The sequence below is a fragment of the Ancylobacter sp. TW_SC_1 genome (assembly GCF_056836805.1).
Map to the genome: position 1 here is coordinate 4,039,183 of NZ_CM166365.1, position 22,154 is coordinate 4,061,336.

Annotated in this window: 24 protein-coding genes; 12 read left to right on the forward strand and 12 right to left on the reverse strand. The window is 69.9% G+C overall.

Annotation, left to right across the window (positions count from 1 at the left end; translation table 11 throughout):
* Window positions 1–5: 5 nt before the first annotated feature.
* The 3 genes from AC1PZ7_RS19020 (at window position 6) to AC1PZ7_RS19030 (ending at window position 1,699) form a co-directional block, all read left to right on the forward strand.
* Complete coding sequence (locus tag AC1PZ7_RS19020; protein WP_482356750.1) at window positions 6–722, forward strand: S1 family peptidase; 717 nt, start codon at window positions 6–8, stop codon at window positions 720–722.
* A 199-nt stretch (window positions 723–921) separates the two neighbouring features.
* A complete protein-coding gene (locus AC1PZ7_RS19025) occupies window positions 922–1,128 on the forward strand; it encodes a hypothetical protein (protein WP_482356751.1) in 207 nt (68 codons plus the stop codon).
* Between the two features lie 343 nt (window positions 1,129–1,471).
* Window positions 1,472–1,699 (forward strand): hypothetical protein, encoded by a 228-nt coding sequence (locus tag AC1PZ7_RS19030; RefSeq protein WP_482356752.1) that lies wholly within the window; start codon window positions 1,472–1,474, stop codon window positions 1,697–1,699.
* Window positions 1,700–1,785: 86 nt separating this feature from the next.
* Here the strand turns inward: AC1PZ7_RS19030 and AC1PZ7_RS19035 are convergent, their stop codons facing one another.
* From AC1PZ7_RS19035 to AC1PZ7_RS19065, 7 genes are all read right to left on the reverse strand, one after another.
* Window positions 1,786–3,045, reverse strand: coding sequence for a phage major capsid protein (locus tag AC1PZ7_RS19035; protein ID WP_482356753.1), 1,260 nt, complete (start codon window positions 3,043–3,045; stop codon window positions 1,786–1,788).
* Window positions 3,046–3,292: 247 nt separating this feature from the next.
* Entirely contained in the window at window positions 3,293–3,877 is a 585-nt protein-coding gene (locus tag AC1PZ7_RS19040; RefSeq protein WP_482356754.1) for an HK97 family phage prohead protease, read from the reverse strand.
* On the reverse strand, window positions 3,874–4,074 hold the full coding sequence (locus AC1PZ7_RS19045) for a hypothetical protein (RefSeq protein WP_482356755.1): 201 nt from the start codon (window positions 4,072–4,074) through the stop codon (window positions 3,874–3,876). Before AC1PZ7_RS19045 ends, AC1PZ7_RS19040 begins: the two co-directional genes overlap by 4 nt.
* Window positions 4,071–4,259 carry a hypothetical protein gene (locus AC1PZ7_RS19050; protein WP_482356756.1) on the reverse strand — a complete coding sequence of 63 codons (189 nt, stop codon included), beginning with the start codon at window positions 4,257–4,259 and terminating at the stop codon, window positions 4,071–4,073. Before AC1PZ7_RS19050 ends, AC1PZ7_RS19045 begins: the two co-directional genes overlap by 4 nt.
* 145 nt (window positions 4,260–4,404) lie before the next feature.
* On the reverse strand, window positions 4,405–5,556 hold the full coding sequence (locus AC1PZ7_RS19055; protein ID WP_482356757.1) for a phage portal protein: 1,152 nt from the start codon (window positions 5,554–5,556) through the stop codon (window positions 4,405–4,407).
* Window positions 5,557–5,825: 269 nt separating this feature from the next.
* Window positions 5,826–7,148: a DNA-packaging protein gene (locus AC1PZ7_RS19060; protein ID WP_482356758.1), complete on the reverse strand. Its 1,323-nt coding sequence runs from the start codon at window positions 7,146–7,148 to the stop codon at window positions 5,826–5,828.
* The gene (locus AC1PZ7_RS19065; RefSeq protein WP_482356759.1) at window positions 7,114–7,686 is read right to left on the reverse strand and encodes a hypothetical protein; all 573 of its coding nucleotides are present in this window, start codon (window positions 7,684–7,686) and stop codon (window positions 7,114–7,116) included. The genes AC1PZ7_RS19060 and AC1PZ7_RS19065 overlap by 35 nt, the downstream gene beginning before the upstream one ends.
* A gap of 351 nt (window positions 7,687–8,037) precedes the next feature.
* On the opposite strand from AC1PZ7_RS19065, the gene AC1PZ7_RS19070 reads away from it, so the two are divergent.
* The 4 genes from AC1PZ7_RS19070 to AC1PZ7_RS19085 all read left to right on the forward strand — a co-directional run bounded on the left by AC1PZ7_RS19070 (window position 8,038) and on the right by AC1PZ7_RS19085 (window position 10,171).
* Window positions 8,038–8,727 (forward strand): hypothetical protein, encoded by a 690-nt coding sequence (locus AC1PZ7_RS19070; RefSeq protein WP_482356760.1) that lies wholly within the window; start codon window positions 8,038–8,040, stop codon window positions 8,725–8,727.
* Between the two features lie 143 nt (window positions 8,728–8,870).
* Window positions 8,871–9,422 (forward strand): hypothetical protein, encoded by a 552-nt coding sequence (locus AC1PZ7_RS19075; protein WP_482356761.1) that lies wholly within the window; start codon window positions 8,871–8,873, stop codon window positions 9,420–9,422.
* Window positions 9,419–9,628 carry a TOBE domain-containing protein gene (locus AC1PZ7_RS19080; RefSeq protein ID WP_482356762.1) on the forward strand — a complete coding sequence of 70 codons (210 nt, stop codon included), beginning with the start codon at window positions 9,419–9,421 and terminating at the stop codon, window positions 9,626–9,628. The genes AC1PZ7_RS19075 and AC1PZ7_RS19080 overlap by 4 nt, the downstream gene beginning before the upstream one ends.
* A 12-nt stretch (window positions 9,629–9,640) precedes the next feature.
* A complete protein-coding gene (locus AC1PZ7_RS19085) occupies window positions 9,641–10,171 on the forward strand; it encodes an SAM-dependent methyltransferase (protein WP_482359680.1) in 531 nt (176 codons plus the stop codon).
* 2 nt (window positions 10,172–10,173) lie between these two features.
* Here AC1PZ7_RS19085 and AC1PZ7_RS19090 read toward each other — a convergent pair whose 3' ends face one another.
* Both AC1PZ7_RS19090 and AC1PZ7_RS19095 read right to left on the reverse strand, forming a co-directional pair.
* Window positions 10,174–11,718, reverse strand: coding sequence for a serine hydrolase (locus AC1PZ7_RS19090; RefSeq protein ID WP_482356763.1), 1,545 nt, complete (start codon window positions 11,716–11,718; stop codon window positions 10,174–10,176).
* 80 nt (window positions 11,719–11,798) lie between these two features.
* Entirely contained in the window at window positions 11,799–12,371 is a 573-nt protein-coding gene (locus AC1PZ7_RS19095; protein WP_482356764.1) for an NADPH-dependent FMN reductase, read from the reverse strand.
* A gap of 246 nt (window positions 12,372–12,617) precedes the next feature.
* Between AC1PZ7_RS19095 and dcd the strand changes: the two genes are divergently transcribed.
* A complete protein-coding gene (dcd, locus tag AC1PZ7_RS19100; protein ID WP_482356765.1) occupies window positions 12,618–13,175 on the forward strand; it encodes a dCTP deaminase in 558 nt (185 codons plus the stop codon).
* Window positions 13,176–13,400: 225 nt separating this feature from the next.
* Here dcd and AC1PZ7_RS19105 read toward each other — a convergent pair whose 3' ends face one another.
* Window positions 13,401–13,727 carry a DUF6481 family protein gene (locus AC1PZ7_RS19105; RefSeq protein WP_482356766.1) on the reverse strand — a complete coding sequence of 109 codons (327 nt, stop codon included), beginning with the start codon at window positions 13,725–13,727 and terminating at the stop codon, window positions 13,401–13,403.
* A gap of 113 nt (window positions 13,728–13,840) precedes the next feature.
* On the opposite strand from AC1PZ7_RS19105, the gene AC1PZ7_RS19110 reads away from it, so the two are divergent.
* The gene (locus tag AC1PZ7_RS19110) at window positions 13,841–14,740 is read left to right on the forward strand and encodes a DMT family transporter (protein ID WP_482356767.1); all 900 of its coding nucleotides are present in this window, start codon (window positions 13,841–13,843) and stop codon (window positions 14,738–14,740) included.
* 33 nt (window positions 14,741–14,773) lie between these two features.
* Here the strand turns inward: AC1PZ7_RS19110 and AC1PZ7_RS19115 are convergent, their stop codons facing one another.
* Entirely contained in the window at window positions 14,774–15,535 is a 762-nt protein-coding gene (locus tag AC1PZ7_RS19115) for an FCD domain-containing protein (protein WP_482356768.1), read from the reverse strand.
* A gap of 239 nt (window positions 15,536–15,774) precedes the next feature.
* On the opposite strand from AC1PZ7_RS19115, the gene AC1PZ7_RS19120 reads away from it, so the two are divergent.
* Together AC1PZ7_RS19120 and AC1PZ7_RS19125 are read left to right on the forward strand one after the other, a co-directional pair.
* The gene (locus AC1PZ7_RS19120; protein WP_482356769.1) at window positions 15,775–17,457 is read left to right on the forward strand and encodes an L-lactate permease; all 1,683 of its coding nucleotides are present in this window, start codon (window positions 15,775–15,777) and stop codon (window positions 17,455–17,457) included.
* Between the two features lie 108 nt (window positions 17,458–17,565).
* On the forward strand, window positions 17,566–18,702 hold the full coding sequence (locus tag AC1PZ7_RS19125) for an alpha-hydroxy acid oxidase (RefSeq protein WP_482356770.1): 1,137 nt from the start codon (window positions 17,566–17,568) through the stop codon (window positions 18,700–18,702).
* Between the two features lie 494 nt (window positions 18,703–19,196).
* Here AC1PZ7_RS19125 and AC1PZ7_RS19130 read toward each other — a convergent pair whose 3' ends face one another.
* Window positions 19,197–19,715 carry a YcgN family cysteine cluster protein gene (locus AC1PZ7_RS19130; RefSeq protein WP_482359681.1) on the reverse strand — a complete coding sequence of 173 codons (519 nt, stop codon included), beginning with the start codon at window positions 19,713–19,715 and terminating at the stop codon, window positions 19,197–19,199.
* Window positions 19,716–19,889: 174 nt separating this feature from the next.
* Here AC1PZ7_RS19130 and AC1PZ7_RS19135 point away from each other — a divergent pair, with 174 nt between their 5' ends.
* The gene (locus AC1PZ7_RS19135; RefSeq protein ID WP_482356771.1) at window positions 19,890–22,124 is read left to right on the forward strand and encodes a transglycosylase domain-containing protein; all 2,235 of its coding nucleotides are present in this window, start codon (window positions 19,890–19,892) and stop codon (window positions 22,122–22,124) included.
* The last annotated feature ends 30 nt before the right edge of the window (window positions 22,125–22,154 follow it).

Consider the following 22,154-nt stretch of genomic DNA (forward strand, 5'->3'; position numbering starts at 1 on the left):
CCCCGATGCGCCTCGTCCTCGCCTGCCTCGCCGCCCTCGCTCTCGCGGGCCCCGCGCACGCCATCGTCGGCGGGCGTCCGGCCGATGCGGCGCTGAAGGCGGAAACGGCGATGATCGTGTCGACGCGCGGCGCCTCCTGCACCGGTGTGGTGCTGGCGCCGAACGTGCTGCTCACCGCCGCCCATTGCGTGCAGCCGGCGGCCGATTACGCGGTGGTGGTGTTCGAGGCCGGCACGCCGCGGCTGGTCCCGGTCAGCCGCATCGCGCTGCACCCGTCCTACGACCCGAATTCCTTCGAGACGCGGCGCCCGACGCCGGACCTCGCTCTGCTGCGCCTGACGGAGAACCTGCCGGCGGGCTTCCGCCCGGCCGAACTCTCCACGCAGATGGCGCTGCCGCCCAAGCGCACCGCCTTCACCCTCGCCGGCTACGGCGTGACCCGGGACGGCGACGGCAAGTCCGCCGGCACGCTGCGCAGCGTCGAGCTGCCGAGCATCGGCACCACCGGGGGCATCATGGTCCGCCTGTCGGATGGCGCCGCCAAGGGCGGCTGCACCGGCGACAGCGGCGGGCCTGTGCTGATCGAGGGCGTGGTCGCCGGCATCATCGGCTGGTCGACGGCGGCCGGCGGCGCGCGCGGCTGCGGCGGCGTCACCGGCGCCACGCTGGTCGGCCCGCAGCGCGCCTGGATCGACGCCACGGCGCGCGGAATCGCCCGCTAGGCCGCGAACTGTCCGGTCCGCACGGGTCGCGCGGAGCGGAAAAGCGAGATGTTACACGTCCGCACGCAGATTTGATTGCATCCATGCAAACTTACGAGCGCCACAACACAAATGGCAATGCACCGGGGCCGAGGTTAACGTCTCTCCATGAAAACGGCGCGGCCCTCCCGGCCCGCCACCCAACTCCGGAGAAGACACCATGAACAAGATCCTCCTCGCCGCCGTGGCCCTGGCCGCCTTCGGTTCCGTCGCCGCCAATGCCGCCGACGGCCGTGACCAGAGCCTCTACGGCACGCCCGCCCAGACCGTCGTCGTCGAAGGCCGCAACGCCGCCGTCGCCGCCCCGGCCGTCTCGGACGCCTACATCAAGGCGACCGTCGAGGCGAATGCCCGCTCGACCCACTGAGCGGGATCGGACCTGACCGCTCGAACCTGACCGTTGCAAAATGGGGCGCCCCCGCGAGGAGGCGCCCCTTTTTCGTGGGCTCCGCCGGCGGCCTGCGCGCACGCGCCCCGGCGGATCGCGCCGCCCACCAACATATTGAGCGTACACGACTCTATCGTTATCGCTTTGCTCCTAGGCGACAGATGCCGACTTTGCCAGAGCAGAACACGCAGATTTTATTGCACCCACGCAAACATTTGAGCGCCACAACACAAGTGGCAATGCGTCGGAGCCGAGGTTAACTTTTCTCCATGAAATCGGCGCGGCCCCCTCGGCCGGCCATCCACATTCTGGAGAAGACACCATGAACAAGATCATCCTCGCCGCCGTGGCTCTCGCCACCTTCGGTTCTGTCGCCGCGCAGGCTGCCGGTCGTGACGCCACCGTCTATGGCCGCCACCCCGCCCCGCAGGTGCAGTCGCAGGTTCAGCCGAACGTCGTCGAAGGCCGCAACGCCACCGTCGTCCGTCCGGCGGTCTCCGACGCCTATATCGACCGCACCGTCGAGCAGAACGCCCGCTCGACCCACTGAGCGGACCGAACCTGACCGATCGGACCTGACCGTCTCAATTGGGGCGCCTCCTCGCGGGGGCGCCCCTTTTTTTGTCGTCGGCGCGTTCAGGCGGCGAATTTCAGCAGCTTGATGGCGTCGAAATCCTGCACCCCGCCGCCGACCCGCTTGGTGGTGTAGAACAGCACATAGGGCTTGGCCGAATAGGGATCGCGCAGCACCCGCACCCCGGCGCGGTCGACCACGAGATAGCCGCGGCGGAAGTCGCCGAACGCCACAGAGAGGCTGCCCGCGCCGATCGCCGGCACGTCCTCGGCCTCGAACACCGGGAAGCCGAGCAGGCTCGGCTGCGCTCCCGGCGCGGTGGGCGGCGCCCACAGATACTGGCCGTTCTCGTCCTTCAGCTTGCGCAGCGCGCCCTGCGTGCGCCGGCTCATGACGAAGCTGCCATTCTGCCGGTAACCGGCCTTCAGCGCGTAGACCAGGTCGATCAGCGGGTCGGCCGGGTTGGTGGCCGGGAAATCGCCGGCCGCCCCGGTGGCGATGAAGCCGAGCTTGCCCCATTCCCAGGCGCTCTCGGCCACCGTGTCATAGGCGAGGAAGCCCTTCGGCTTGCCCGCGCCGTCGCCGGTCACGAAGGCCGTGCCCTCCTGGCTGGCGAAGGCCGCCTCCACCTCGATGGCGAGCCATTCGTCGATGTTCACCGCCGCGTCGTCGAGCAGGGTCTGCGTCGCCGCCGGCATGGCGTAGAGCTCCATCGCCGGGAAGGCCAGCTCGTCCAGCACCGGGCTGGCGGTCTGCGCCCGCGCGCCGGTCTCGGCCACCCAGCCGACCGCCGGGCCGGAGGTCATGAACGGCTTCTTGTAGGTGCCGGCGGAAATCACCCGCACATCGGCGATGGCGCGCACCGGCGAGAGCGCGGCGAGGCGCGTGCCGATCGCGCGCTCGGTCTCGTGCGGCACGACATAGCCGCCGTCAGTGCCGACGCCGGCGGAGAGCGCCTTGGCCTCCAGCCGCTTGAGGCCGGCCGCCTCGCCGGTGCGCACATAGGCATGGAACGCCGCCTTGTGCTCGCGGGCGGCCAAATCACTCACAAAGTCGGTGACGAGATCGCCGCCGCCGAGCGCCGGCCGGCGGGCCTTCAGCACCAGTTCGTCGATCAGCGCCTTCTGGCTGTCGAGCACGGCGTTGATGCGCTCCACCTTGTCGCTCGTCACCGCATCGACGCCGCGCCGCTCCAGCTCGCCGAGGCGCTGGTCGTTGGCGTCCTTGAACGCGTCGAAGGCGGTCATGAACTCCTCGAAGGCGGCGGAGACTTCCGGGCCGCCGGCGGACTTCATTTCGGGTGCGGGAGTGCTCGGATTCATGGGGCTCATGTCCTGTTCAAAAAGAGCATCGTCATCCCGGCCGCAGGCGCAGCCATAGAGCCGGGATCGTGAGACGGGTTTTGCGATCCCGGATCGGTCCTGCAGACCGTCCGGGATGACGGGGGCAGGCGGGGGCGCCGTCGGTACGGCCGTTTCCCGAACACGCCACGCGCCGCGTGGCGCCGATCCGGGGCTCAGGAAAGACTCTTCGGCCGGCACCTTTTCGCCGGGTGCCGGCGCGCGCGCCTCACACCGCCAGCGGCCGCAGCCCCGGCAGGGCGCGCAGCCGCCGCGCGCCGCGCCTTATGGTGGCGGCGAGCGAGCCGGCGGCGCGCTTGACCGAGGCGATGCGGGCGTCGGGCTGCATGGGAAAGGTCACGACGGACACCTCCCACAGGTCGATGCGCGAGAGCCGCCGCACCCGCGTGCGCGGGTCGGTGCGGCCCTCGACGGTGCGGAAGCCGATGGACAGCCCGTCAATGGCGCCCGCCCGCATCAGCGCCAGCACCTCGCGGGCGCGGGCGACGTCCAGCGTCAGCCGGCCGCGCACGAACAGGCCGACCGAATCCTCGCGCATCGACAGCCAGGTGCCGATCGGCTCATTCGGATCGTGCTGGAACAGCATGCGCACGCCGCCCGGTCCGCGCTCATTCAGCGAGCGGGCGAAGGCGCCGGGCAGGATCAGGTCGCGGCCGAGATCGACCCGGCCGAACACCGCCGCATAACCCTCGAAACTGCCATCGGCGGCGAGGCTGGCCAGCCCGCCGGGAGGCGTCCGGTCCTGCGCCTTGGTCTGGATCGGCGGGGCGGCATGGCTGAACGGTCCGATCATGCGCCCTCCCCCGCGCCGCCGGCGCCGCGCGTGCCGGGCCGGCGGGTGGCGGCGGCGCGCTCCAGCTTGCCGAGCGTGCGGCCGAACTGGCGGAAAACCTGCGGCGCCTCGCCCGCCCGGCTCGGCGCCGGCAGGCGAGGCGAAATTCCGTGGAATCCGGCGGGCAGCAGGGCCCGGATGCGCGGCGTCGATGTCATGGCTCGTCTCCGAACAGGGCGTTGAAGCGCGCGATCTCGCGCACGAAGTCGTCGAAGCGGCGCGCCGCGTGCCCCAGCTCGCGCAGCGCGAGCCCAGCCAGCGCCGAGGCGCCCAGCGCCCACATCAGCAGCGCGAGATGGGCGATATCGGCTTTTTCCGCGAAGGCGGCGATGAGGGTATTCATGGGTGTTCTTCCTCGGCAGGCGACCATCCCCCTCACCCGCCGCTGCGCGGCGACCTCTCCCCAGCGGGGAGGGGTGAGGACGGCCGCTCCCTCTCCCCGGCGGGGAGAGGGTTGGGGTGAGGGGGAGGACGCCCGCAGGCTTTCGCTATTCCCGCACCCCGTAGCCCACCGCCTGGCGGCGCTCGTCGTCGGTGAGGAAGCTCGCCTCGTTGACCCGGCGCCACAGCGCCTCGCGCTCGAAGCTCAGCGCCTCGACGGCGTCGAGGTCCGGCTCCAGCGCCAGCCGCGCCGGGCCGAAGCCGGGGGCCAGCCAGTTGCACATTTCCTGCCCGAGCCGGCGCGCCAGCGGCAGCACGGTCTGGCGCCAGAGCACCCGGCTCGCCTCGGCGTAATTGGCGTAGGTGGCGTCGCCGGGAATGCCGAGCAGCATCGGCGGCACGCCGAAGGCGAGCGCGATCTCGCGCGCCGCCGCGTTCTTGGCCTCGAGGAAATCCATGTCCTTCGGCGACAGCGAGAGCGGGCGCCAGTCGAGCCCGCCCTCCAGCAGCAGCGGCCGCCCGGCATTGCCGGCGCCGGCGAAATTCGCCTCCAGCTCCTCCTTCAGCCGGTCGAACTGCTCGTCGGAGAGGTTGCCCGCCCCGCCATAGACCAGCGCGCCGGAGGGCCGCGCGGCATTGTCGAGCAGCGCCTTGTTCCAGGCGCCGGCGGCGTTGTGCAGGTCGAGCGCCACCTGCGCCGCCTCCAGCGGCGGGGCGCCGTAATGGTCGTCGAGCGGGTTGAACAGCGCGACATGCAGGATCGGCGGCACCTCGCCCTGCTGCGCGAAGCGCACCGAGCGCCCGCCCGCCGTGTAGTCATAGGCTTCCGCCCAGCCGTCGCCGCCGGGCACGACGCGCATGCGGTCGGGCCGCAGCACATGCAGCTCGCGCACCGCGCCGCCGAGCGCCACCGCCTCGACATAGGCGTTGCCGGCGATCATCAGATGCGCCGCCAGCGCCTCGAGCAGGCCGGCGCCGGTCAGGCGCGGATTGGGTCGCGCCAGCAGCTCGGCCAGCGGGTGGGCGGCGATCTCCCGGCCGCCCTCGGCGAGGGTGAAGCGCACCTCGCCCACCGCCTGCGCGACGAGGCGCACGCAGCGATGCGCCACGGCGTTGCGCAGATAGCCCTCGCGCGCCAGCGCGCCATAGTCGCGCGGCGTCCATTGCGGCCGGTGGCCGGAGAGCAGCGCGACCAGCGCCTGCGCCCGCGAGGCCTTGGCCTCCGGCGGCGCCGCGCGGCGGAAGGGAAAGAGCTTCATGAAGGGGCTCCTGAATGCGAACGAAGCTGTCATCCCGGCCAAGCCAGGCGCGCGCCGGGATCATTGCCAATGGCGAAGCGATCGCGGATCGCCGCCGCCCGCGCCGGGTTTTGCGCCTTGCGGCGAAATTCGTGCGCTGGGTCCCGGATCGGCGCTGCGCTAAGCGCAACTTGTCCGGGACATGGGTCGATCTCTGTGTCCCGGACACGTGACGCCGCAGGCGGAACGCCGATCCGGGACCCAGCGCAAAACCCTTCGGCCGAATCCCCTCACATCCGCCGCACCCGCGGCGCGGCGCCTTTCGGGGCGAGCGCCAGCGCGGTGATCGCCCAGACCAGCGCGTCGAGCCGGTCGGGCGAGCGGCGGCTCGACAGACCATCCGGTCCGAAATCGCACATCTCGTCCTCCAGCGCCGGGAAGACGCCGGCATGGCGCACGCGGCCCTGCTCGTAGAGCGCGGCCACCGGCTCGGCGCGCAGCCATTTGCCGCGCGTCGCCCGCACCTCGGCCACCGGGACGGCCGGGTCGATGCCGGCGAGGATGGTGCGCACCATCTCGCCGCCCTGGTTGACCTCGACCACCACGCGGTCGGCCTCCAGCCGGTGGAACAGGCCGACGGCGCGCCCGCCCCAGCCGTTCGGCGTCAGGCCCTGCGCGCTCTCGTCGGCCAGCACATGCACCAGCCCGTCGCGGTCGATCCCGGCCGCGACCAGCCCGCACGCATCGGCGTGCCTGCCCGAGGAAGCCGGCGGATCCACCGCCACCACGATGCGCTCCATCTGGCGAAGCGTCTCCGGCGTCACCGCCTCCCGCCACGCCTCCAGGCCCGCCCGGCTCCACAGCGCGTCGGCGCGGTCCTCGATCAGCTCGCCGTCGAGTTCCTGCCGGCCGAGCCGTGTGCCGGCATAGCGGCCGACCACGGTTTCGAGAAAGCTCGGCGCCAGATGCACGGCGTTCTCGCCCGTGCCCATGCGCGCCACCGCCGTGCGCGGGTCGGCCAGCAGCGCGCGGATCAGCGCGGTCGGGCGCGGCGTCGTCGTCACCATCTGGCGCGGCCGCGCGCCCAGCCGCAGGCCGAATTGCAGCATGTCGAAGGCGGCCTGCGCGTAGCGCCATTTGGCCAGTTCGTCGCACCAGGCGGCGTCGAATTGCGGGCCGCGCAGGCTTTCCGGGTCGTCGGCGGAAAAGCCCTGCGCCACCGCGCCGTTCGGCCATTCCAGCCGGCGGCGCGTCGGCTCCCAGGTCGGGCGCTCGGCGCGCGGATGCACGGCGAGAATGCCCGAGACGCCCTCCACCATCACCTCGCGGCAATCGCCGAGGCTTTCCGCCACCAGCGCGATCCGCCCGGCCTTCGGCCCAGCGCGCCCGAAGGCCAGCGCGCGCACCCATTCGGCGCCGGCGCGCGTCTTGCCGGCGCCGCGCCCGCCGAGCACCAGCCAGGTCAGCCAGTCGCCGCCGCCCTGCGCCGTGGCGGGCGGCTGCTGCGCCGGCCGGCCGAGCAGCGGCCAATGGTGCATCAGCCAGCGCGCCGTGTCGGGCTCCAGCGCGGCGATCGCCTCAGCCAGCCTCCCCTGCCGCCAGCACGCGCTCAAGCGTGTCGCCAAGCTCGCGTCGGAAGGCGTCGGCATCGCGCGTGACGTCATCGTCGTCCCTGTCCGGCTCCAGCCTGTCCAGCGCGGCGAGTTCCCGCAGCGAGCGCACGAGAATGGCCAGCGTGCGCGCGGCGCGCTCGCTGTCCGCCTGGGACGCCTCCGGCTTCATGGCGGCGGCGAGCCCGGCGAGCCCGACCAGCCGCTCGAGCGCGGCGATCTCACCCTCGATCCGCCGCACCAGCCGGGCGATCAGCTCGCGCCGGTCGACGGGCGCGGCGGCCTCGCCGTCCACCATCCCGGCCGCGCCGGTTCCGCCGGCGGGCGTCCCGGCCGCTGCCGGCACCAGCCGGGCCGGATCGCCGTCGAAGCGATGCGGCTCGCGCGATTTCCATCCCCAGGCCCGACGGCGCTGATAGAAGGTGCGCAGGCCGATGCCCAGAAGCTGGGCGATGTTCTCGGCCGGCACATCGGTGTTCTCATAGAGCCGCCGGGCGTGGGCCACGGCTTCGGGCGCGAGAAGACGCACGGGAACCGGCATGCCGACCTCCGCCATTCCGGTGAAACCGGCTTGAAACGAAAAAGCCGGCCCGAAGGCCGGCTGGAAACGCGTCGCCGCCGCAGGCCGCAGGGCCCGTCGACGCAGTTGTGGAGCATGACCAAAAGCTACCCCGGCAGCGTCACGCTGTCAAGGATTATTTTCCTAGTATGGGATGATGGGGAAAGACGCATGTCCCGGACAGTCACCTTGCTAGCATACACCGTTATGCCCAGCCTCAGGCGGGGCATGCACGATTTAGTGGGCGGCGTCCAGATAGGGTGAACAGACGTTGTCGAACTAATTGGGGCATCGTATTATTTTAAAATGGGCAACTGGGAATCCGCCAAACGAATGATTCTGACCCCGCAAGGGGTTGTCGGCGTGGTAATTATCGCGCTGGTGCTCGTTGTATTCGCACTGAGCCAATTCATTTCGAATATTTTTGAGCTTTGGCAACAAGTCGAATTTCTGTGGCATACTCCATTTTGGCCACTAGCGTGTGCGATTATAGCATCAACCTGCTTCTTATTAGCAGCTCGACATGTCAGTCACGAGGAAGATAAGAAGCGAGCCGCTCAGAACGTGGCCTTGGAGACTGTCCGGACAGAACTCAGAGCACTGTCCGACTGTATTGTGGCAGAACGTGCAAGAGCCTTGAAGATTCTTGGAATCCTTCAGCAGTTACCTAAGATTCGGCAGGCTCGATCACGGATCGAATCAACTTTCAAAGAAGCGGAAAAAACCGCCGAGAGAGGAGCTGAAGCAGCACCCGGGCGTCTAGGGCATTTGCGCACGCGCTGGAAAGAACAGGGTCGAGAGATTGAGACGCTTTTTTCCGACGTAGGACACTCTATATTGGTGCGGGATGAACCTGACCTGCAGACAAATGTCCCCGGGCGAGAGCATCTCTCGTCGGAGAATTACTTGGAATGGAATGCGATCCATATCAGTCATTGTCGGTCCATAGGGGGAGTCGACATGGGTATTGAACGACTTGAAGAGTCGGTACTTACTCTTTTTGGACACAGACCCGCTAGATAGAGATAACATTCCGTGGACAAGCGGCACAACGTACCGGGCCGCCTTAGGCAGGGGCGGCATCGAACCTTCCTTCCCCCCTCCCCGCATTGCCCCCGCGCGCGGCTTCCTGTATCCCTACGGATATACAGTCGGATCCACCCCGCATGCCCGCGCGCCGCCGCCTTCTTCCCGCCCTGACGGCGCCGCTCCTCGCCGCGCTCGCCCTTTGGCCCGCCATCTCACCGGCGCTGGCGCGCGATCCGGTGGCGCTCGCCGGCGCGGGCCGCGAGGTCGCGCTCTCGGTGGAGGCGCTGCGCGCCCTGCCGGCGGAGACGCTCACCGTCACCTACCTCACCTCGAAGGGGCCCGAGCGCGCCCGCTTCACCGGGCCGCGCCTGTGGGACATCCTCGCCGCGCAGGGCCTCGTCGACGCCGACCGGCACGGCGCGCTGCTGCGCACGCTGGTCGTCGTCACCGCCGGCGACGGCTACACGCTCGTCCTTTCGGCCGGCGATCTGGCGCCGGAGCTGGGCGACGCGCCGGTTCTTCTCGCCCATGCCCGTGAGGGCGAGGCCATCGCGCCCGCCCGCGCGCCGCGCCTCGTCGTGCCGGGAGACCGGCGCGGCGCCCGGCAGGTGTTCGATGTCGCGCGGATCGAGGTCCGACTCGTCGACGCTCCCGCTTCCGAAAACCCGACACAGGAGAAAACGCCATGAAGCTCAGCGCCCGCAACATCGTCCCCGGCACCGTCGTCAAGGTCACCAAGGGCGCCACCACCTCGCATGTGCGCCTCGATATCGGCGGCGGCCAGCTCATCACCTCCTCGATCACCAACGAGGCGGTGGACGAGCTGGGCCTGAAGGAGGGCGGCAAGGCCTATGCCGTCATCAAGGCCTCCGACGTGATGATCGCGGTCGACTGAGGAGGCACGGCCATCGTCCGCCTCAACGAGATCCGCGCCGGCGAGGTCGCCATCGACCCGCCGGCCGCCACCGACGCCGGCCTCGTCTTCGTCGGCCGCATCCGCACGCCGTGGACCTCGCGGCTGGAGACGCCGCGCCTCGGCCGGCTCGACGGCCCGCTCTGCCGCATCGAGCTGTTCGCGCCGTGGCGGCCGGCGCTGGCCGGCATCGCGGCCTATGAGCGGCTGGAAGTGCTGTTCTGGATGCACCTGTCGCGCCGCGACCTGGTGCTGCAGAGCCCGGCCAATGACGGCCGGCTCCACGGCACCTTCGCGCTGCGCGCGCCGGTGCGGCCCAACCCCATCGGCACCACCATCGTGCGCCTCGTCAGCGTCGCGCCGGAGGGGGCGCTGCTGGTGCGCGGGCTCGACTGCCTCGACGGCACCCCGCTTCTCGACCTCAAGCCCGACCGCACCCTGTTCACCCCCATCGCCCCGGAACAGCCCGGCGACCGGCAGGTGGGGGATCAGCAAGCGGGGGATCAGCAAGCGGGCGACAGCTAGGCTCACTCCCGCCGGAGCGTTCCCATCCCGAAACTGTCGAGATCCTCGATGGTGACGGCCTCGGCCTTGCCGTCCGGGCCGAGGGTGAAGGTCACGCCGGAGGGCATGTCGGGCAGTTCCGGCGCGGGGGTGTAGATGAAGACGTCGCGGTTGAAATGGGTGAGCGGGAAGCACGCCTGACCCTCCGGCCCGAGCCGCAGCTCAAGCGCCTCGCCCACCGCCACCACCTCGGCCCGGCCGATATAGGCATTGGCGTAGCGCCCGGCATAGGCGGCCGGCGCGGCGGCGGGCAGCGGCGCGGCGGGGGCCGCGTAGCGCGTCTTCGCCTCGGCGATGGAGGGGCCGAACAGCCCGGCATAGCCGGCGTTCCACGGGCCGATCCAGTCCTTCTGCATCTTCCCGTCGAAGACGAGGTCGAAGAAATTGTCGGCCAGCCCTTCCGGCACGCCGGTGGGGAAGGCGTTGGCCAGCACGACGATGCCGATATCGGCCTGCGGGTAGATCGTCACCAGCGTGCGCGCGCCGACGCTGAAGGCGCCGGCATGGCCCCAGCTCAGCCCGTGCCGGCCGAACTCGACATTCCAGCCCAGCGCGTAGAAGGAGGCGGCGCCGCTCACCGGGTTGTTGCCGCGCGCCATCACCGGCTCGTGCGTCTGCTTCAGCGCCTCGGCGGCGATCAGCCGGCGGCCCTCGAACATCCCGCCGGCCAGCTCCAGCCGCAGCCATTTGGCGAGGTCGTCGACATTGGACGAGACGCCGCCGGCCGGCGCCTGCGCGTCCGGCTCGCGCGTCAGCTTCGCCGCCCAGTGGCCGACGCCGCCGATATGCAGCGCGGCGCGGTTGTCGCGGGCGAGGAAGTCGGCATGGCGGGAGGAGGTCGCGTTCATGCCGAGCGGCGCGTAGAGCTTTTCCCGCGCCACCTCCTCCCACGGCGTGCCGGTGGGGGCGGCGGCGGCCACCGCGCCGGCGGTGAGGCCGAAATTCGAATAGGAATAGCCGGCCCGGAAGCTCGACGCGGGCGGCACCAGGCGCAGCCGGTGGAGAATGGTCGCGCGGTCATAGCCGAGCGATTCCAGCTCGTTGCCGGCATCGCCCGGCAGGCCGGAGCGGTGGGCGAACAGGTCGCGCACGCTCACCTGCTGGCTCGGATAGGGCTCGCTGAGCTGGATCGCCGGGTCGAGGCTCGCGACCGTGCTGTCCCAGTCGAGCACCTTCTCGCCGACCAGCGCCGCCACCACCGTGGCGGAGATCGGCTTGGAGAAGGAGGCGAGCTGGAACACCGTCCCGGTGTCCACCGCCCCCGGCTTGCCCGCCTCGCGCAGGCCGTAGCCCTTGGCGAACACCACCGCGTCGCCGTGCACCACCACAATGGCGAGGCCCGGCACCTGGCCGTCGGCGATGGCCCTGGCGGCCATGGCGTCGAGCCGCGGCAGCGCCGCCGCCAGCCGCTCCTGCGTCACCTTTTGCGTCACCTCCTGCGCGCAGGCGGGCAGCACCGCGCCGGCGAGAAGCGCGGCGGCGAGAAAGGCACGGGCGGAAAACATCATGGGGCGGCTCCTGGTCGGATGCCGCCCCAGTGTGGACGAGACGGCGGCAGGCTCAAACCCCCGCCGCTCCCTGTCGCGTGTCAGGCGGACGCCGCATGCGCCGCCAGCAGGCGGATTTCCTTGATCAGCGCCGCCACGCCGCCCTCCAGGAATTTCCGCGTCTTCTCGTCGGTGAAGGCGCCGTCCTTGATCTTGTCGCCGACATTGGGGATGGCGAGGTGCGGATAGGCGACCACGCGCGCCCCGGCCGCGCTCAGCGATTCGCGCAGCTGCGCCTGCGCGCGGATGCCGCCGGTCGAGCCGGGCGAGGAGGTGAGCACGAGCACCGGCTTGCCGAGCAGCGCGCCCTTGGCATAGGGCCGCGAGCCCCAGTCGACGGCGTTCTTCATCGCCCCCGAGGGGCCGTAATTATATTCCGGCGAGGCGAAGATCACCCCGTCCGCCGCCGCGATCGCCGCGCGCAGCGCCGCCGCGCCTTCCGGCTGGGTCGCGCCGTCCTCGTCCTGATTGTACAGCGGCACGTCGTTGAGCGTCCGCACGCTCAGCTCGACCTGCGGCGCGAGCGCGGCCCGGAGCGCCTCCAGCACGAGGGTGGAGAAGGCGCCGGCGCGCAGGCTGCCGGAAATGCCGAGAAGCTTGGGGCGGTCGGTCATCGATCAGAATCTCCAGTTGCGGCGCCCGACATCGGGCGGTTCACATGGCTGACAAACTCATGCGCCGACGCCCGATGCTCAAGCCCCTTTCATTGCATCGTCGCACAGTTTTTCTTGCATGACCCGGCGGCGGGTTGCGCCCGGCCCGTGGCGGGCGGGCAGCGGGCGCGCCGGCGCGCCGTTCCCCCTGCCGGGAAAGCGTGTTACCGATCCAGATGTTGCGCTGATCTGTGGAGACCCGATCCCTTGATCCTGACCGACCGCGACATTCTCGACGCCATGGCCGAAGGCGCGGTGTCGATCGAGCCGGCGCCGCCGGCCGAGTTCTACGCGCCCAACGGCGTGGATCTGCGCCTCGACAGCCGCCTCACCCTCTACCGCGCCCCGGCCGAGGGCGAGGATCCGGTCATCGACCCGGCCGGGCCCGGCTATACCTTCCGCGAGGCCATCGCCCGCATGGCCGACGACATCGAGATCGGCGCGGAAGGCTTCGTGCTCGATCCCGGTCGTCTGGTGCTCGGCTGGACGCTGGAGCGGGTGGACCTGCGCCCCGGGGCGCGGCTGGCCGCGCGGGTCGAGGGCAAGAGCTCGCTCGCCCGCATCGGCCTCATCGTGCACCTCACGGCGCCGACCATCCATGCCGGCTCCACCGGCCGCATCCAGCTCGAGATCATCAATCTCGGGCCGCGGCCGATCCGCCTGCGCCCCGGCATGAAGGTGTGCCAGCTCATCCTCGAACAGACGCTCGGCGTGCCGCAGCGCGGCTATGGCGGCCAGTTCGCCGGCCAGCGCGCAGCCGGCTAGGACCGATCAGGCCGAAACGACCCGATCGGTGACGCCGAAAGCTGGAGCGACAAGGGAAAAACGAAGGCGCGGCGGAAGCCGGCGCGGCCACGTGTCGGCGCCCGGGCATGTTCCGCGAGAATGTTCGGCATTCGCGGTCGGAACAGGCCCCGGCCGGCCCACAAACCCTGATTTTCCGGATCGGCCTTTCGGAACGGATGGGCACCATCCGTTCCGGTCGATCCGCTAGCGCTGCCCGGTGCGCTGCTTGCGCGCGGCGTAGCGCTCGTCGCGACGGGCCTTGGCGGCGGCCTCTTCGGCGGCGGCCTGCTCGGCGGCGGCGGCACGCGCGGCGAGTTCGGCCGCGGCGGCGGCTTCCTGGCTGGCGATCTTGGCGGCCTTGCGCGCCTCGGCGGCGGCCTGCCGCGCTTCGGCGGCGGCCTTGCGCTCCGCGGCCCTGGCGATCACCGCGGGGTCGTCGGCGCGGGGCCGTTCGGCAAGGCGGGCAATAAGACGAGCCTTCGCCGAAGCGGAGGTCTGTTGGCGGTCCTGGAAAGTGTCGGTCGGTTTCATGGGCCCTCTTTACCCTCAGAATCGACGGATTGACAGTCGGCCGCGGAGATTTAAGTTCCGCGCGCGATCCGGCCGCTTCGGGCGGCGTCGCCGCATGCCGTCCGGTGCCGATCATGACTCCCCGAGACATCGCCTACTACGTCGCCCTGGCGCTGATCTGGGGTGCCTCCTTCGTCGTGATGGCGCACATCATCCACGTCTTCGGCTGGGCCGGCTCGGTGGCGCTGCGCTCCTTCGTGGCGGCGGCGACGCTGCTGATCGCCGCGCGGGCCCTCGGCCGCCGGCTCGATTTCAGCTTCGGCCTGTTCCCGCTGCTGGTGGTCGGCGCCACCACGGTGGCCGCCCAGCTCACGCTCATCTCCTATGGGCTGCCGCGCATCGGCACCGCCATGTCGGCCATCCTCGTCGCCACCATCCCGCTGTTCTCGATGCTGATCGCGCGGCTCTGGCGCGTCGAGCCGGTCCGCCTCGGCGGCCTCATCGGCATCGCGCTCGGCCTTGCCGGCGTGGTCCTGCTGGTCGGCTTCCCGGCGCGGCCGGTGACGGGCGACTTCCTCATCGGCTGCGCCGCGACGCTGGCCTCGACCCTGTCGGCGGCGACCGGCAGCGTCTATGCCGGCCGGCGCCTGTCGCACGCCGGATCGTGGGAAGTGACCATCGGCGCCTTCGCGTTCGGCGGCCTGCTCACCCTGCCGCTCCTCTTCGTCGCGCCGATCACGACCGTGCCCGGGCTGGTCGATCTGCTGATGCTGCTGCTGGCCGGCGCTGTCATGAGCGCGATGACCTATGTGCTCTATTTCAGCCTGATCAGCTCCATCGGCCCGACGCGCGCCATCAGCGTGGAATTCGCCGTCACCGGCGTCGCGGTGATGATCGGCACGCTGCTGCTCGACGAGCCGCTCTCCCTGCCGCAGATGGCCGGCGCGGCGGTCATCGGCCTCGGCTGCGCGCTGGTGCTCGGCCTCATCCCGGTCGGCCGGGCCGAGGCGGTGGTCGAGCATCCCGGCGCCTGAGCGCTACCGATCCGGCATTCCGCCTTCGCTCCCTCACCCCGAGAGCAGCGTCGAGCGGTTGAGCCGGCGCACCGCGAGATCGACCCGGGCGGCGTCGCGCCGCGTCTTCTCCACCGTGTCGCCGGTGAACTGCAGATGGGCGTGGATCGCCTTCTCCGCCGCCTCCGGGTCGCCGGCCACCACCGCCTCGCCGATCGCCCTGTGCTGGGTGAGCAACTCGTCGCGGAAGGCGGCCTGGGCGAACAGGCTGGTGCGGTTGAAGAAGATGTCCCGCCGCAGCATCTCGGAGAAGGCCCGCATGACGTGCAGGATGACGAGGTTGTGCGAGGCGGCATAGATCAGCCGGTGCAGCACGATGTCCGCCTCGGCCTCACGCACCGGGTCCTGCGCCTCGTGCGCGGCCACCATCTCGGCGAGGCATTCGCGGATCGCCTGCCGCTCGGGCGCGGTGGCGCGCACCGCCGCCAGCCCGGCCGCCGTCCGCTCCACCGCCGCGCGATACTCGAAATAATCCGCCGTCACCTGCTCGTTCGACTGCAGCAGGCCGGCCAGCGGGTCGGTCAGGCCGGACAGGAACTGCGTCACCCGCGTGCCGTCGCGGCTGGTCGCCAGCAGCCCGCGCTGCTCCAGAATCTCCAGCGCGTCGCGCAGCGAGGGGCGCGACACCTCCAGCCGCTCCGCCAGGTCGCGCTCGCTGGCGAGCTTCTCACCCGGCCGCAGGATCCCCTCCAGAATCAGCCGCTCAATATGCTCGGCGATCGCCTCGGCCAGCTTTGGCGTACGTAGCCGTTCCATGAGCCGCCCTCCTTCCTTTTGTTTTTACTACACTATTTCCGAAGCGAACCTAACGTAAGTACAACCAAAGGCTTATCTCCGGACCAATTGACTTGCCTGGTAAGAGGAACTTACCAAACGAGACTTTTTTGTAACCTCCTTCCCGGATGGGGAGGGCCGGCACGGCGGATACCGTGCCCAAGAGCCGTTGCGACAAGCGGAGATCAACTCCGTTCCCCCCGCTCCCCGGAGAAACGTCCGTGACCTGGAACCAAGTATATGATCCGTTCGGCAGCATGGCGCTGTCGACGCTGTTCGCCGCCGTGCCCATCGTCGTCATGCTCGTCGGCCTCGGCTTCCTGCACATGAAGGCGCATGTGGCGGCCTTCGCCGGTCTCGTCGCCGCCTTCGTCATCGCCGTGTTCCTGTTCGGCATGCCGGCCGACAAGGCGGGCCTCGCCGCCGGCTATGGCGCCGCCTACGGCCTTATGCCGATCGGCTGGATCGTTCTCAACATCATCTTCCTGCATCAGCTGACCGAGGCCAACGGCTCGTTCACCACGCTGCAGCACTCCATCGCCGGCATCACCGGCGACCGCCGCCTGCAGCTTCTGCTGATCGCCTTCTCCTTCGGCGCGTTCTTCGAGGGCGCGGCGGGCTTCGGCACGCCGGTCGCGGTCACCGCGGCGCTGCTCATCGGCCTCGGCTTCTCGCCGCTGGCCGCCTCGGGCCTGTCGCTGATCGCCAACACCGCCCCGGTCGCCTACGGCGCCCTGGGTACTCCGGTCATGGCGCTGGCCGCGGTCACCGGGCTCGACCTGCTCGACCTGTCGGCGATGATCGGCCGCCAGCTGCCGTTCTTCTCGCTGATCGTGCCGTTCTGGCTGATCTGGGCCTTCGCGGGCTGGCGCGGCATGATGGAGATCTGGCCGGCGATCCTGGTCTGCGGCATCTCCTTCGCGGTTCCCCAGTTCCTCGTCTCCAACTTCCACGGCCCCTGGCTGGTGGACGTGGTGGCGGCCATCGTGTCGATGATCTGCCTCGTCGCCTTCCTGCGCGTCTGGAAGCCGAAGAAGCTGTGGACCTCGACCGCGCTGAAGGGCCGCGAGGGTGGCGACGGCTCGGAAGGCGTCAGCACCAAGAAGGCCACCGACTTCAGCGCCGCCCGCCCCACCACCGGCGCGCTGGTCAAGGCGTGGCTGCCCTGGGCCATCCTCACCGTCTTCGTCTTCGCCTGGGGCATCCCGCAGATGAAGGGCCTGCTGGACGGCTTCTTCATCCAGAAGATCCCCTTCGAGGGCCTGCACAATCTGGTGTTCAAGGTGCCGCCGGTCGTCGCGACCGCGCATGCCGAGGCCGCCGTCTTCACCTTCAACATCATGTCGATGACCGGCACGGGCATCTTCGCCTCGGCCATCCTCGCCGGCCTGCTGATGGGCTTCTCGCCGCTGGCGCTGGTGAAGATCTACGGCCGCACGCTGTGGAAGGTGCGCTTCTCGCTCGCCACCATCGCCATCATGCTGGCCCTGGGCTTCCTCACCCGGTACTCGGGCCTGGACGCCACGCTCGGCCTCGCCTTCGCGATGTCCGGGCCGTTCTACCCGCTGTTCGGCACGCTGCTCGGCTGGCTCGGCGTCGCGCTCACCGGCTCGGACACCGCGTCGAACGTGCTGTTCGGCGGCCTGCAGAAGATCACCTCCGAGCAGCTCGGCCTGTCGCCGACGCTGATGGCGGCGGCGAACTCCTCGGGCGGCGTGATGGGCAAGATGATCGACGCCCAGTCGATCGTCGTCGCCTCGACCGCCACCGGCTGGCAGAACTCGGAAGGCACCATCCTGCGCTACGTGTTCTTCCACTCCATCGCGCTGGCGGTGCTGGTCGGCATGATGGTGACGCTGCAGGCCTATGTCTGGCCGTTCACCAGCCTCGTCATCCACCATTGACGTCTGCCCGGGGAGGCGTATCAGCCTCCCCGGATCACCGCATACCCGGGGGGAGGCATGTCAGCCTCCCCCTGATCCATTTACCCCAGGGGCAGCTGGAGACCGCGAATGGCCACCGTGACCAACATCCAGGATCTGCGCGCCATCGCGATGCGCAAGGTTCCGCGCGCCATCTTCCACTATGCCGACCGCGGCTCCTATGACGAGACCACATTGCGCGCCAACAAGGCGGACCTCGCCGCCATCGCGCTGCGCCAGCGGGTGATGATCGACGTCTCCGACCGCTCGACCGCCACCACCATGATCGGCGAGAAGGTCGCCCTGCCGCTGGCCATCGCCCCGACCGGCCTCACCGGCCTGTTCCACGGCGACGGCGAGATCCATGGCTGCCGCGCCGCCCAGGCCGCCGGCATTCCCTTCACCCTCTCCACCATGTCGATCTGCTCGATCGAGGACGTGGCGGGCGCGGTGGACAAGCCCTTCTGGTTCCAGCTCTATGTGATGCGCGACCGCAAGTTCTCGGAATCGCTGATCGAGCGCGCCAAGGCCGCCAAATGCTCGGCCCTCGTGCTGACGCTCGATCTGCAGATCCAGGGCCAGCGCCACATGGACATCAAGAACGGCCTCGCCGTTCCGCCCCGGCTCACTCTGGCCAATGCGCTCGACATCGCCACCAAGCCGCGCTGGATCGCCAGCGTGCTGATGGGCAAGCGCCATTCCTTCGGCAATCTCGCGGTGCGCCAGGAGAGCGACAGCCTCTCCACGCTGTCGCAGTGGATCGCCGGGCAGTTCGACCCCTCGCTGTCCTGGAAGGACGTCGAATGGGTCCGCTCCATCTGGCCGGGCAAGCTCATCCTCAAGGGCGTGCTCGACGTCGAGGACGCGAAGATCGCCGCCGAGACCGGCGCCGACGCCATCGTCGTCTCCAACCATGGCGGCCGCCAGCTCGACGGCGCGGTGTCCTCGATCAAGGCGCTGCCCCGGATCGTCGACGCCATCGGCGGCGGCAAGAGCGAGATCTGGTTCGACGGCGGCGTGCAGTCGGGCCAGGATATCCTCAAGGCCCGCGCGCTGGGTGCCCAGGGCTGCCTGATGGGCAAGGCCTTCCTGTGGTCGCTGGCCGCCGGCGGCCAGGCCGGCGTCGCCCAGGCGATCGAGATCATCCGGAAGGAACTCGACGTCTCCATGGCGCTCACCGGCACCAAGGACATCGAGCAGGTCGACAGGAGCGTGCTCGCGCTGTGAGCGGCGGCCGTCCCGAACGGGACGATCGGGCGGAGAGGTCCTTGGGATAGAGCCGCCTCCGGCGGTGTCTCCCCCTGGACGCCTGCGGCGGCGTCTTCCCTGGACCCCGGATCGGCGCCGCACTGACGCGCCGCTTGTCCGGGGAACGAGAGCCCGCACCAGCAAGAGCGCAGCCGCAACACAGGGCGAGCCCCCCTCCACTGTTTCCCGGACAAGTGACGCCGCAGGCGGAACGCCGATCCGGGACCCAGCGCAAGACTCCGCCAAGCGTCCGAACCACCGCGCCGAACCACCGCTTCGGGGCATGGAACCACCCGTTCCCCGGACAAGCCGCGCGCCAGCGCGGCGCCGATCCGGGGCCCAGCGCAAGACTCCGCGAAGCGCCCGCACCACCCTCTCGAACCACCCCTACAGACGCTCCAGGCCACGCGCCGCCAGCGCCTTCGCCGTCATGCGGCCGACGGCGCCGCTGATGCGCCGAGGCGCGACGGGCGCTAGCCGGCCGCCTTGCGCCGCACCGCCCCGCGCGGCAGGCGCAGCGGCCAGCGCACCATGTGGTCGACGAAATCCTCCAGCGGCAATTCGTCCTCCAGCGCCGCCACCTTGCCGCGCACCGACACCCCGGCGGCGTGGACGCTCGCGGGATCGCCCGAGACCAGCGGGTGCCACCAGTAGAGGTCGCGCCCCTCCTCTACCAGCCGGTAGCCGCAGGAAGGGGGAAGCCAGTCGAGCGCGCGCACCGTCTCCGGCGTCAGCCGCACGCAATCGGGAATCTGCGCCTGACGGTTGGGATAGTCGCGGCAGCGGCAGCCGAAATCGTCGAGCAGCTTGCAGCCGATGTCGGTATAGGCGATCGCCTCGGTGTCCTCGTCCTGCAGCTTGACGAGGCAGCAGCGCCCGCAGCCATCGCACAGGCTCTCCCACTCGGCGGCGTCCATCTCTTCCAGTGTCTTGGTGCGCCAGAACGGCATCGCGCCGGCGGCGGTCGAGGGGTTGGGCATAGGCCAGGAAATTCCGTGGAGCGATCAGGGGACCGGTCCATGCTTCACGAACCGGCAATCAAACATTAGATAGCGTCGCATCTTCGCTCTGGCGAGCCTTGTTCCCGCCCTCGTCCGGCGGCATCGGCTCGGCTATAAGGGCGGAATGCCTCGAACGGGCATCTCGGACGCCCCTGGAGCCTGGGCTTGAACGACACGTCGACCATCGATCCGCCGGACGACCGGCCGCCGCAGGAGCCGGGCCGCAAGCGCGCGCCCTCGCGCTTCCGCAGACGCCTGCGCCACGTGCTGCTGGCCATCGATTCCTGGATCGACTCATCGATCTATTCCGGCGGCGTCGGGCTTCGCGCGGCCTGGGACGGCTTCGTCGCCTTCACCGAGCGCTTCAACGTGCAGGGCCCCGCCCGCCACGCCATCTCCCTCGCCTCGGAGGGCATGACCTGGGGCGCGGTCGGCGCGGTGCTGATGCTGGCGCTTGCCGTGCCGGCCTTCCAGGAAACCTCGGACGACTGGCTCAAGCGCGCCGAGCTGTCCGTGACCTTCCTCGACCGCTACGGCAACACCATCGGCGAGCGCGGCATCCGCCACAACGACACCGTGCCGCTGGAAGAATTCCCCGATCATCTGATCAAGGCCGTGCTCGCCACCGAGGACCGGCGCTTCTACGAGCATTTCGGCATCGACATTCCCGGCACCTTCCGCGCCGTGCTGTCGAATGCACGCGCCGGCGGCGTGGTGCAGGGCGGCTCCTCCCTCACCCAGCAGCTCGCCAAGAACCTGTTCCTGTCGAACGAGCGCACGCTGGAGCGCAAGATCAAGGAAGCCTTCCTGGCGCTGTGGCTGGAGTTCCACCTCACCAAGAACCAGATCCTCAAGCTCTATCTCGACCGCGCCTATATGGGCGGCGGCGCCTTCGGCGTGGACGCGGCGGCGCAGTATTATTTCGGCAAGTCGGCCCGCGACGTGAACCTCGCCGAGGCGGCCATGCTGGCCGGCCTGTTCAAGGCGCCGTCGAAATTCGCACCCCACGTCAACCTGCCGGCGGCACGCGGGCGCGCCAGCGTCGTGCTCGACAACCTCGTCGATGCCGGCTTCATGACCGAGGGCCAGGTGTTCGGCGCCCGACGCAACCCGGCGACGCCGATCGACCGAAAGCAGGACGACCTGCCGGAATATTATCTCGACTACGCCTTCGACCAGGTGAAGGGCATCGTCGACACGCTGCCGAAGAACTATGCTGAGCGGTCCTTCATCGTGCGCACGGCGCTCGACCCCAACATCCAGAAGGCCGCCGACACCGCCATCCGCGACAGCCTGCGCCAGTTCGGCAAGGATTACGGCACCAAGCAGTCCGCCATGGTGGTGATGGAACCGAACGGCGCCGTGCGCGCCATGGTGGGCGGGCGCGATTATGGCGAGAGCCAGTTCAACCGCGCCACCGACGCGCTGCGCCAGCCAGGCTCGTCCTTCAAGCCGTTCGTCTACACCGCGGCGCTGATGACCGGGAAGTACAAGCCGAACACCATCGTGGTCGACGGCCCGATCTGCATCGGCAACTGGTGCCCGCAGAATTACGGCCGCTCCTATGCCGGCTCGATTCCCCTCATCAATGCGCTCACCCGCTCGCTCAATACGGTGGCGGTGAAGCTGGCGGAGGCGATCGGGCGCGGGCGCATCGTCAACCTCGCCCATGCGATGGGACTGAAGACCGAGCTGAAGATCACTCGCGCCCTGCCGCTGGGCGCCGCCGAAGTGACGGTGGTCGACATGGCGACCGCCTATTCGGTCTTCGCCAATGGCGGCTATTCCGTCGATCCGCACGCGGTCGTCGAGATGCGCACGCCGGCCGGCGATCCGGTGTGGAGCTTCGCGCAGAACGCGACGGCGCCGAAGGTGGTCATCCCGCCGGAGATCATCGGCATGATCAACCCGATGCTCAACAGCGTGGTGGAGAACGGCACCGGCCGGCGCGCGATGATTCCCGGCACCAGGGTGTCCGGCAAGACCGGCACCACCAACGCCTATCGCGACGCCTGGTTCGTCGGCTTCACCGGTAATTACGTAGGGGCGATCTGGTTCGGCAATGACGACTACACCTCGACGCGCCGGATGACCGGCGGCTCACTGCCCGCCATGACCTGGCAGAAGGTGATGGCCTTCGCCCACCAGGGTATCGAGCTGAAACCGACGCCGGGCCTCGGCAACCAGCCGGCCCCCAAGCTCGACGGGGCGGCGGCGCAGGCCTCCGCGCTCCAGATCGACGGCGTGCAGCGCCCCGTCACGCTCTCACCCGCCGCCGCCGAACGCCTGATGAGCCTTTCCGCCCGCCTGCGCGAGGCGGCCGACCAGCCCGTCCGCCGCCCGACCGCCGCCATGGAGCCCGCTCCGGTACCCGGTTCAAGCCTCATGGGAAGCAACTGACCCGCCGCCCGCAATTGACCTTCCCGCCGC

Excerpts from the sequence above, each read along its gene's own strand:
- AC1PZ7_RS19020 (WP_482356750.1), top strand. The coding sequence starts at position 6 with ATGCGCCTCGTCCTCGCCTGCCTCGCCGCCCTCGCTCTCGCGGGCCCC.
- AC1PZ7_RS19025 (WP_482356751.1), top strand. The coding sequence starts at position 922 with ATGAACAAGATCCTCCTCGCCGCCGTGGCCCTGGCCGCCTTCGGTTCC.
- AC1PZ7_RS19030 (WP_482356752.1), top strand. The coding sequence starts at position 1,472 with ATGAACAAGATCATCCTCGCCGCCGTGGCTCTCGCCACCTTCGGTTCT.
- AC1PZ7_RS19035 (WP_482356753.1), bottom strand. The coding sequence starts at position 3,045 with ATGAATCCGAGCACTCCCGCACCCGAAATGAAGTCCGCCGGCGGCCCG.
- AC1PZ7_RS19040 (WP_482356754.1), bottom strand. The coding sequence starts at position 3,877 with ATGATCGGACCGTTCAGCCATGCCGCCCCGCCGATCCAGACCAAGGCG.
- AC1PZ7_RS19045 (WP_482356755.1), bottom strand. The coding sequence starts at position 4,074 with ATGACATCGACGCCGCGCATCCGGGCCCTGCTGCCCGCCGGATTCCAC.
- AC1PZ7_RS19050 (WP_482356756.1), bottom strand. The coding sequence starts at position 4,259 with ATGAATACCCTCATCGCCGCCTTCGCGGAAAAAGCCGATATCGCCCAT.
- AC1PZ7_RS19055 (WP_482356757.1), bottom strand. The coding sequence starts at position 5,556 with ATGAAGCTCTTTCCCTTCCGCCGCGCGGCGCCGCCGGAGGCCAAGGCC.
- AC1PZ7_RS19065 (WP_482356759.1), bottom strand. The coding sequence starts at position 7,686 with ATGCCGGTTCCCGTGCGTCTTCTCGCGCCCGAAGCCGTGGCCCACGCC.
- AC1PZ7_RS19070 (WP_482356760.1), top strand. The coding sequence starts at position 8,038 with ATGATTCTGACCCCGCAAGGGGTTGTCGGCGTGGTAATTATCGCGCTG.
- AC1PZ7_RS19075 (WP_482356761.1), top strand. The coding sequence starts at position 8,871 with ATGCCCGCGCGCCGCCGCCTTCTTCCCGCCCTGACGGCGCCGCTCCTC.
- AC1PZ7_RS19080 (WP_482356762.1), top strand. The coding sequence starts at position 9,419 with ATGAAGCTCAGCGCCCGCAACATCGTCCCCGGCACCGTCGTCAAGGTC.
- AC1PZ7_RS19090 (WP_482356763.1), bottom strand. The coding sequence starts at position 11,718 with ATGATGTTTTCCGCCCGTGCCTTTCTCGCCGCCGCGCTTCTCGCCGGC.
- AC1PZ7_RS19095 (WP_482356764.1), bottom strand. The coding sequence starts at position 12,371 with ATGACCGACCGCCCCAAGCTTCTCGGCATTTCCGGCAGCCTGCGCGCC.
- AC1PZ7_RS19105 (WP_482356766.1), bottom strand. The coding sequence starts at position 13,727 with ATGAAACCGACCGACACTTTCCAGGACCGCCAACAGACCTCCGCTTCG.
- AC1PZ7_RS19110 (WP_482356767.1), top strand. The coding sequence starts at position 13,841 with ATGACTCCCCGAGACATCGCCTACTACGTCGCCCTGGCGCTGATCTGG.
- AC1PZ7_RS19115 (WP_482356768.1), bottom strand. The coding sequence starts at position 15,535 with ATGGAACGGCTACGTACGCCAAAGCTGGCCGAGGCGATCGCCGAGCAT.
- AC1PZ7_RS19125 (WP_482356770.1), top strand. The coding sequence starts at position 17,566 with ATGGCCACCGTGACCAACATCCAGGATCTGCGCGCCATCGCGATGCGC.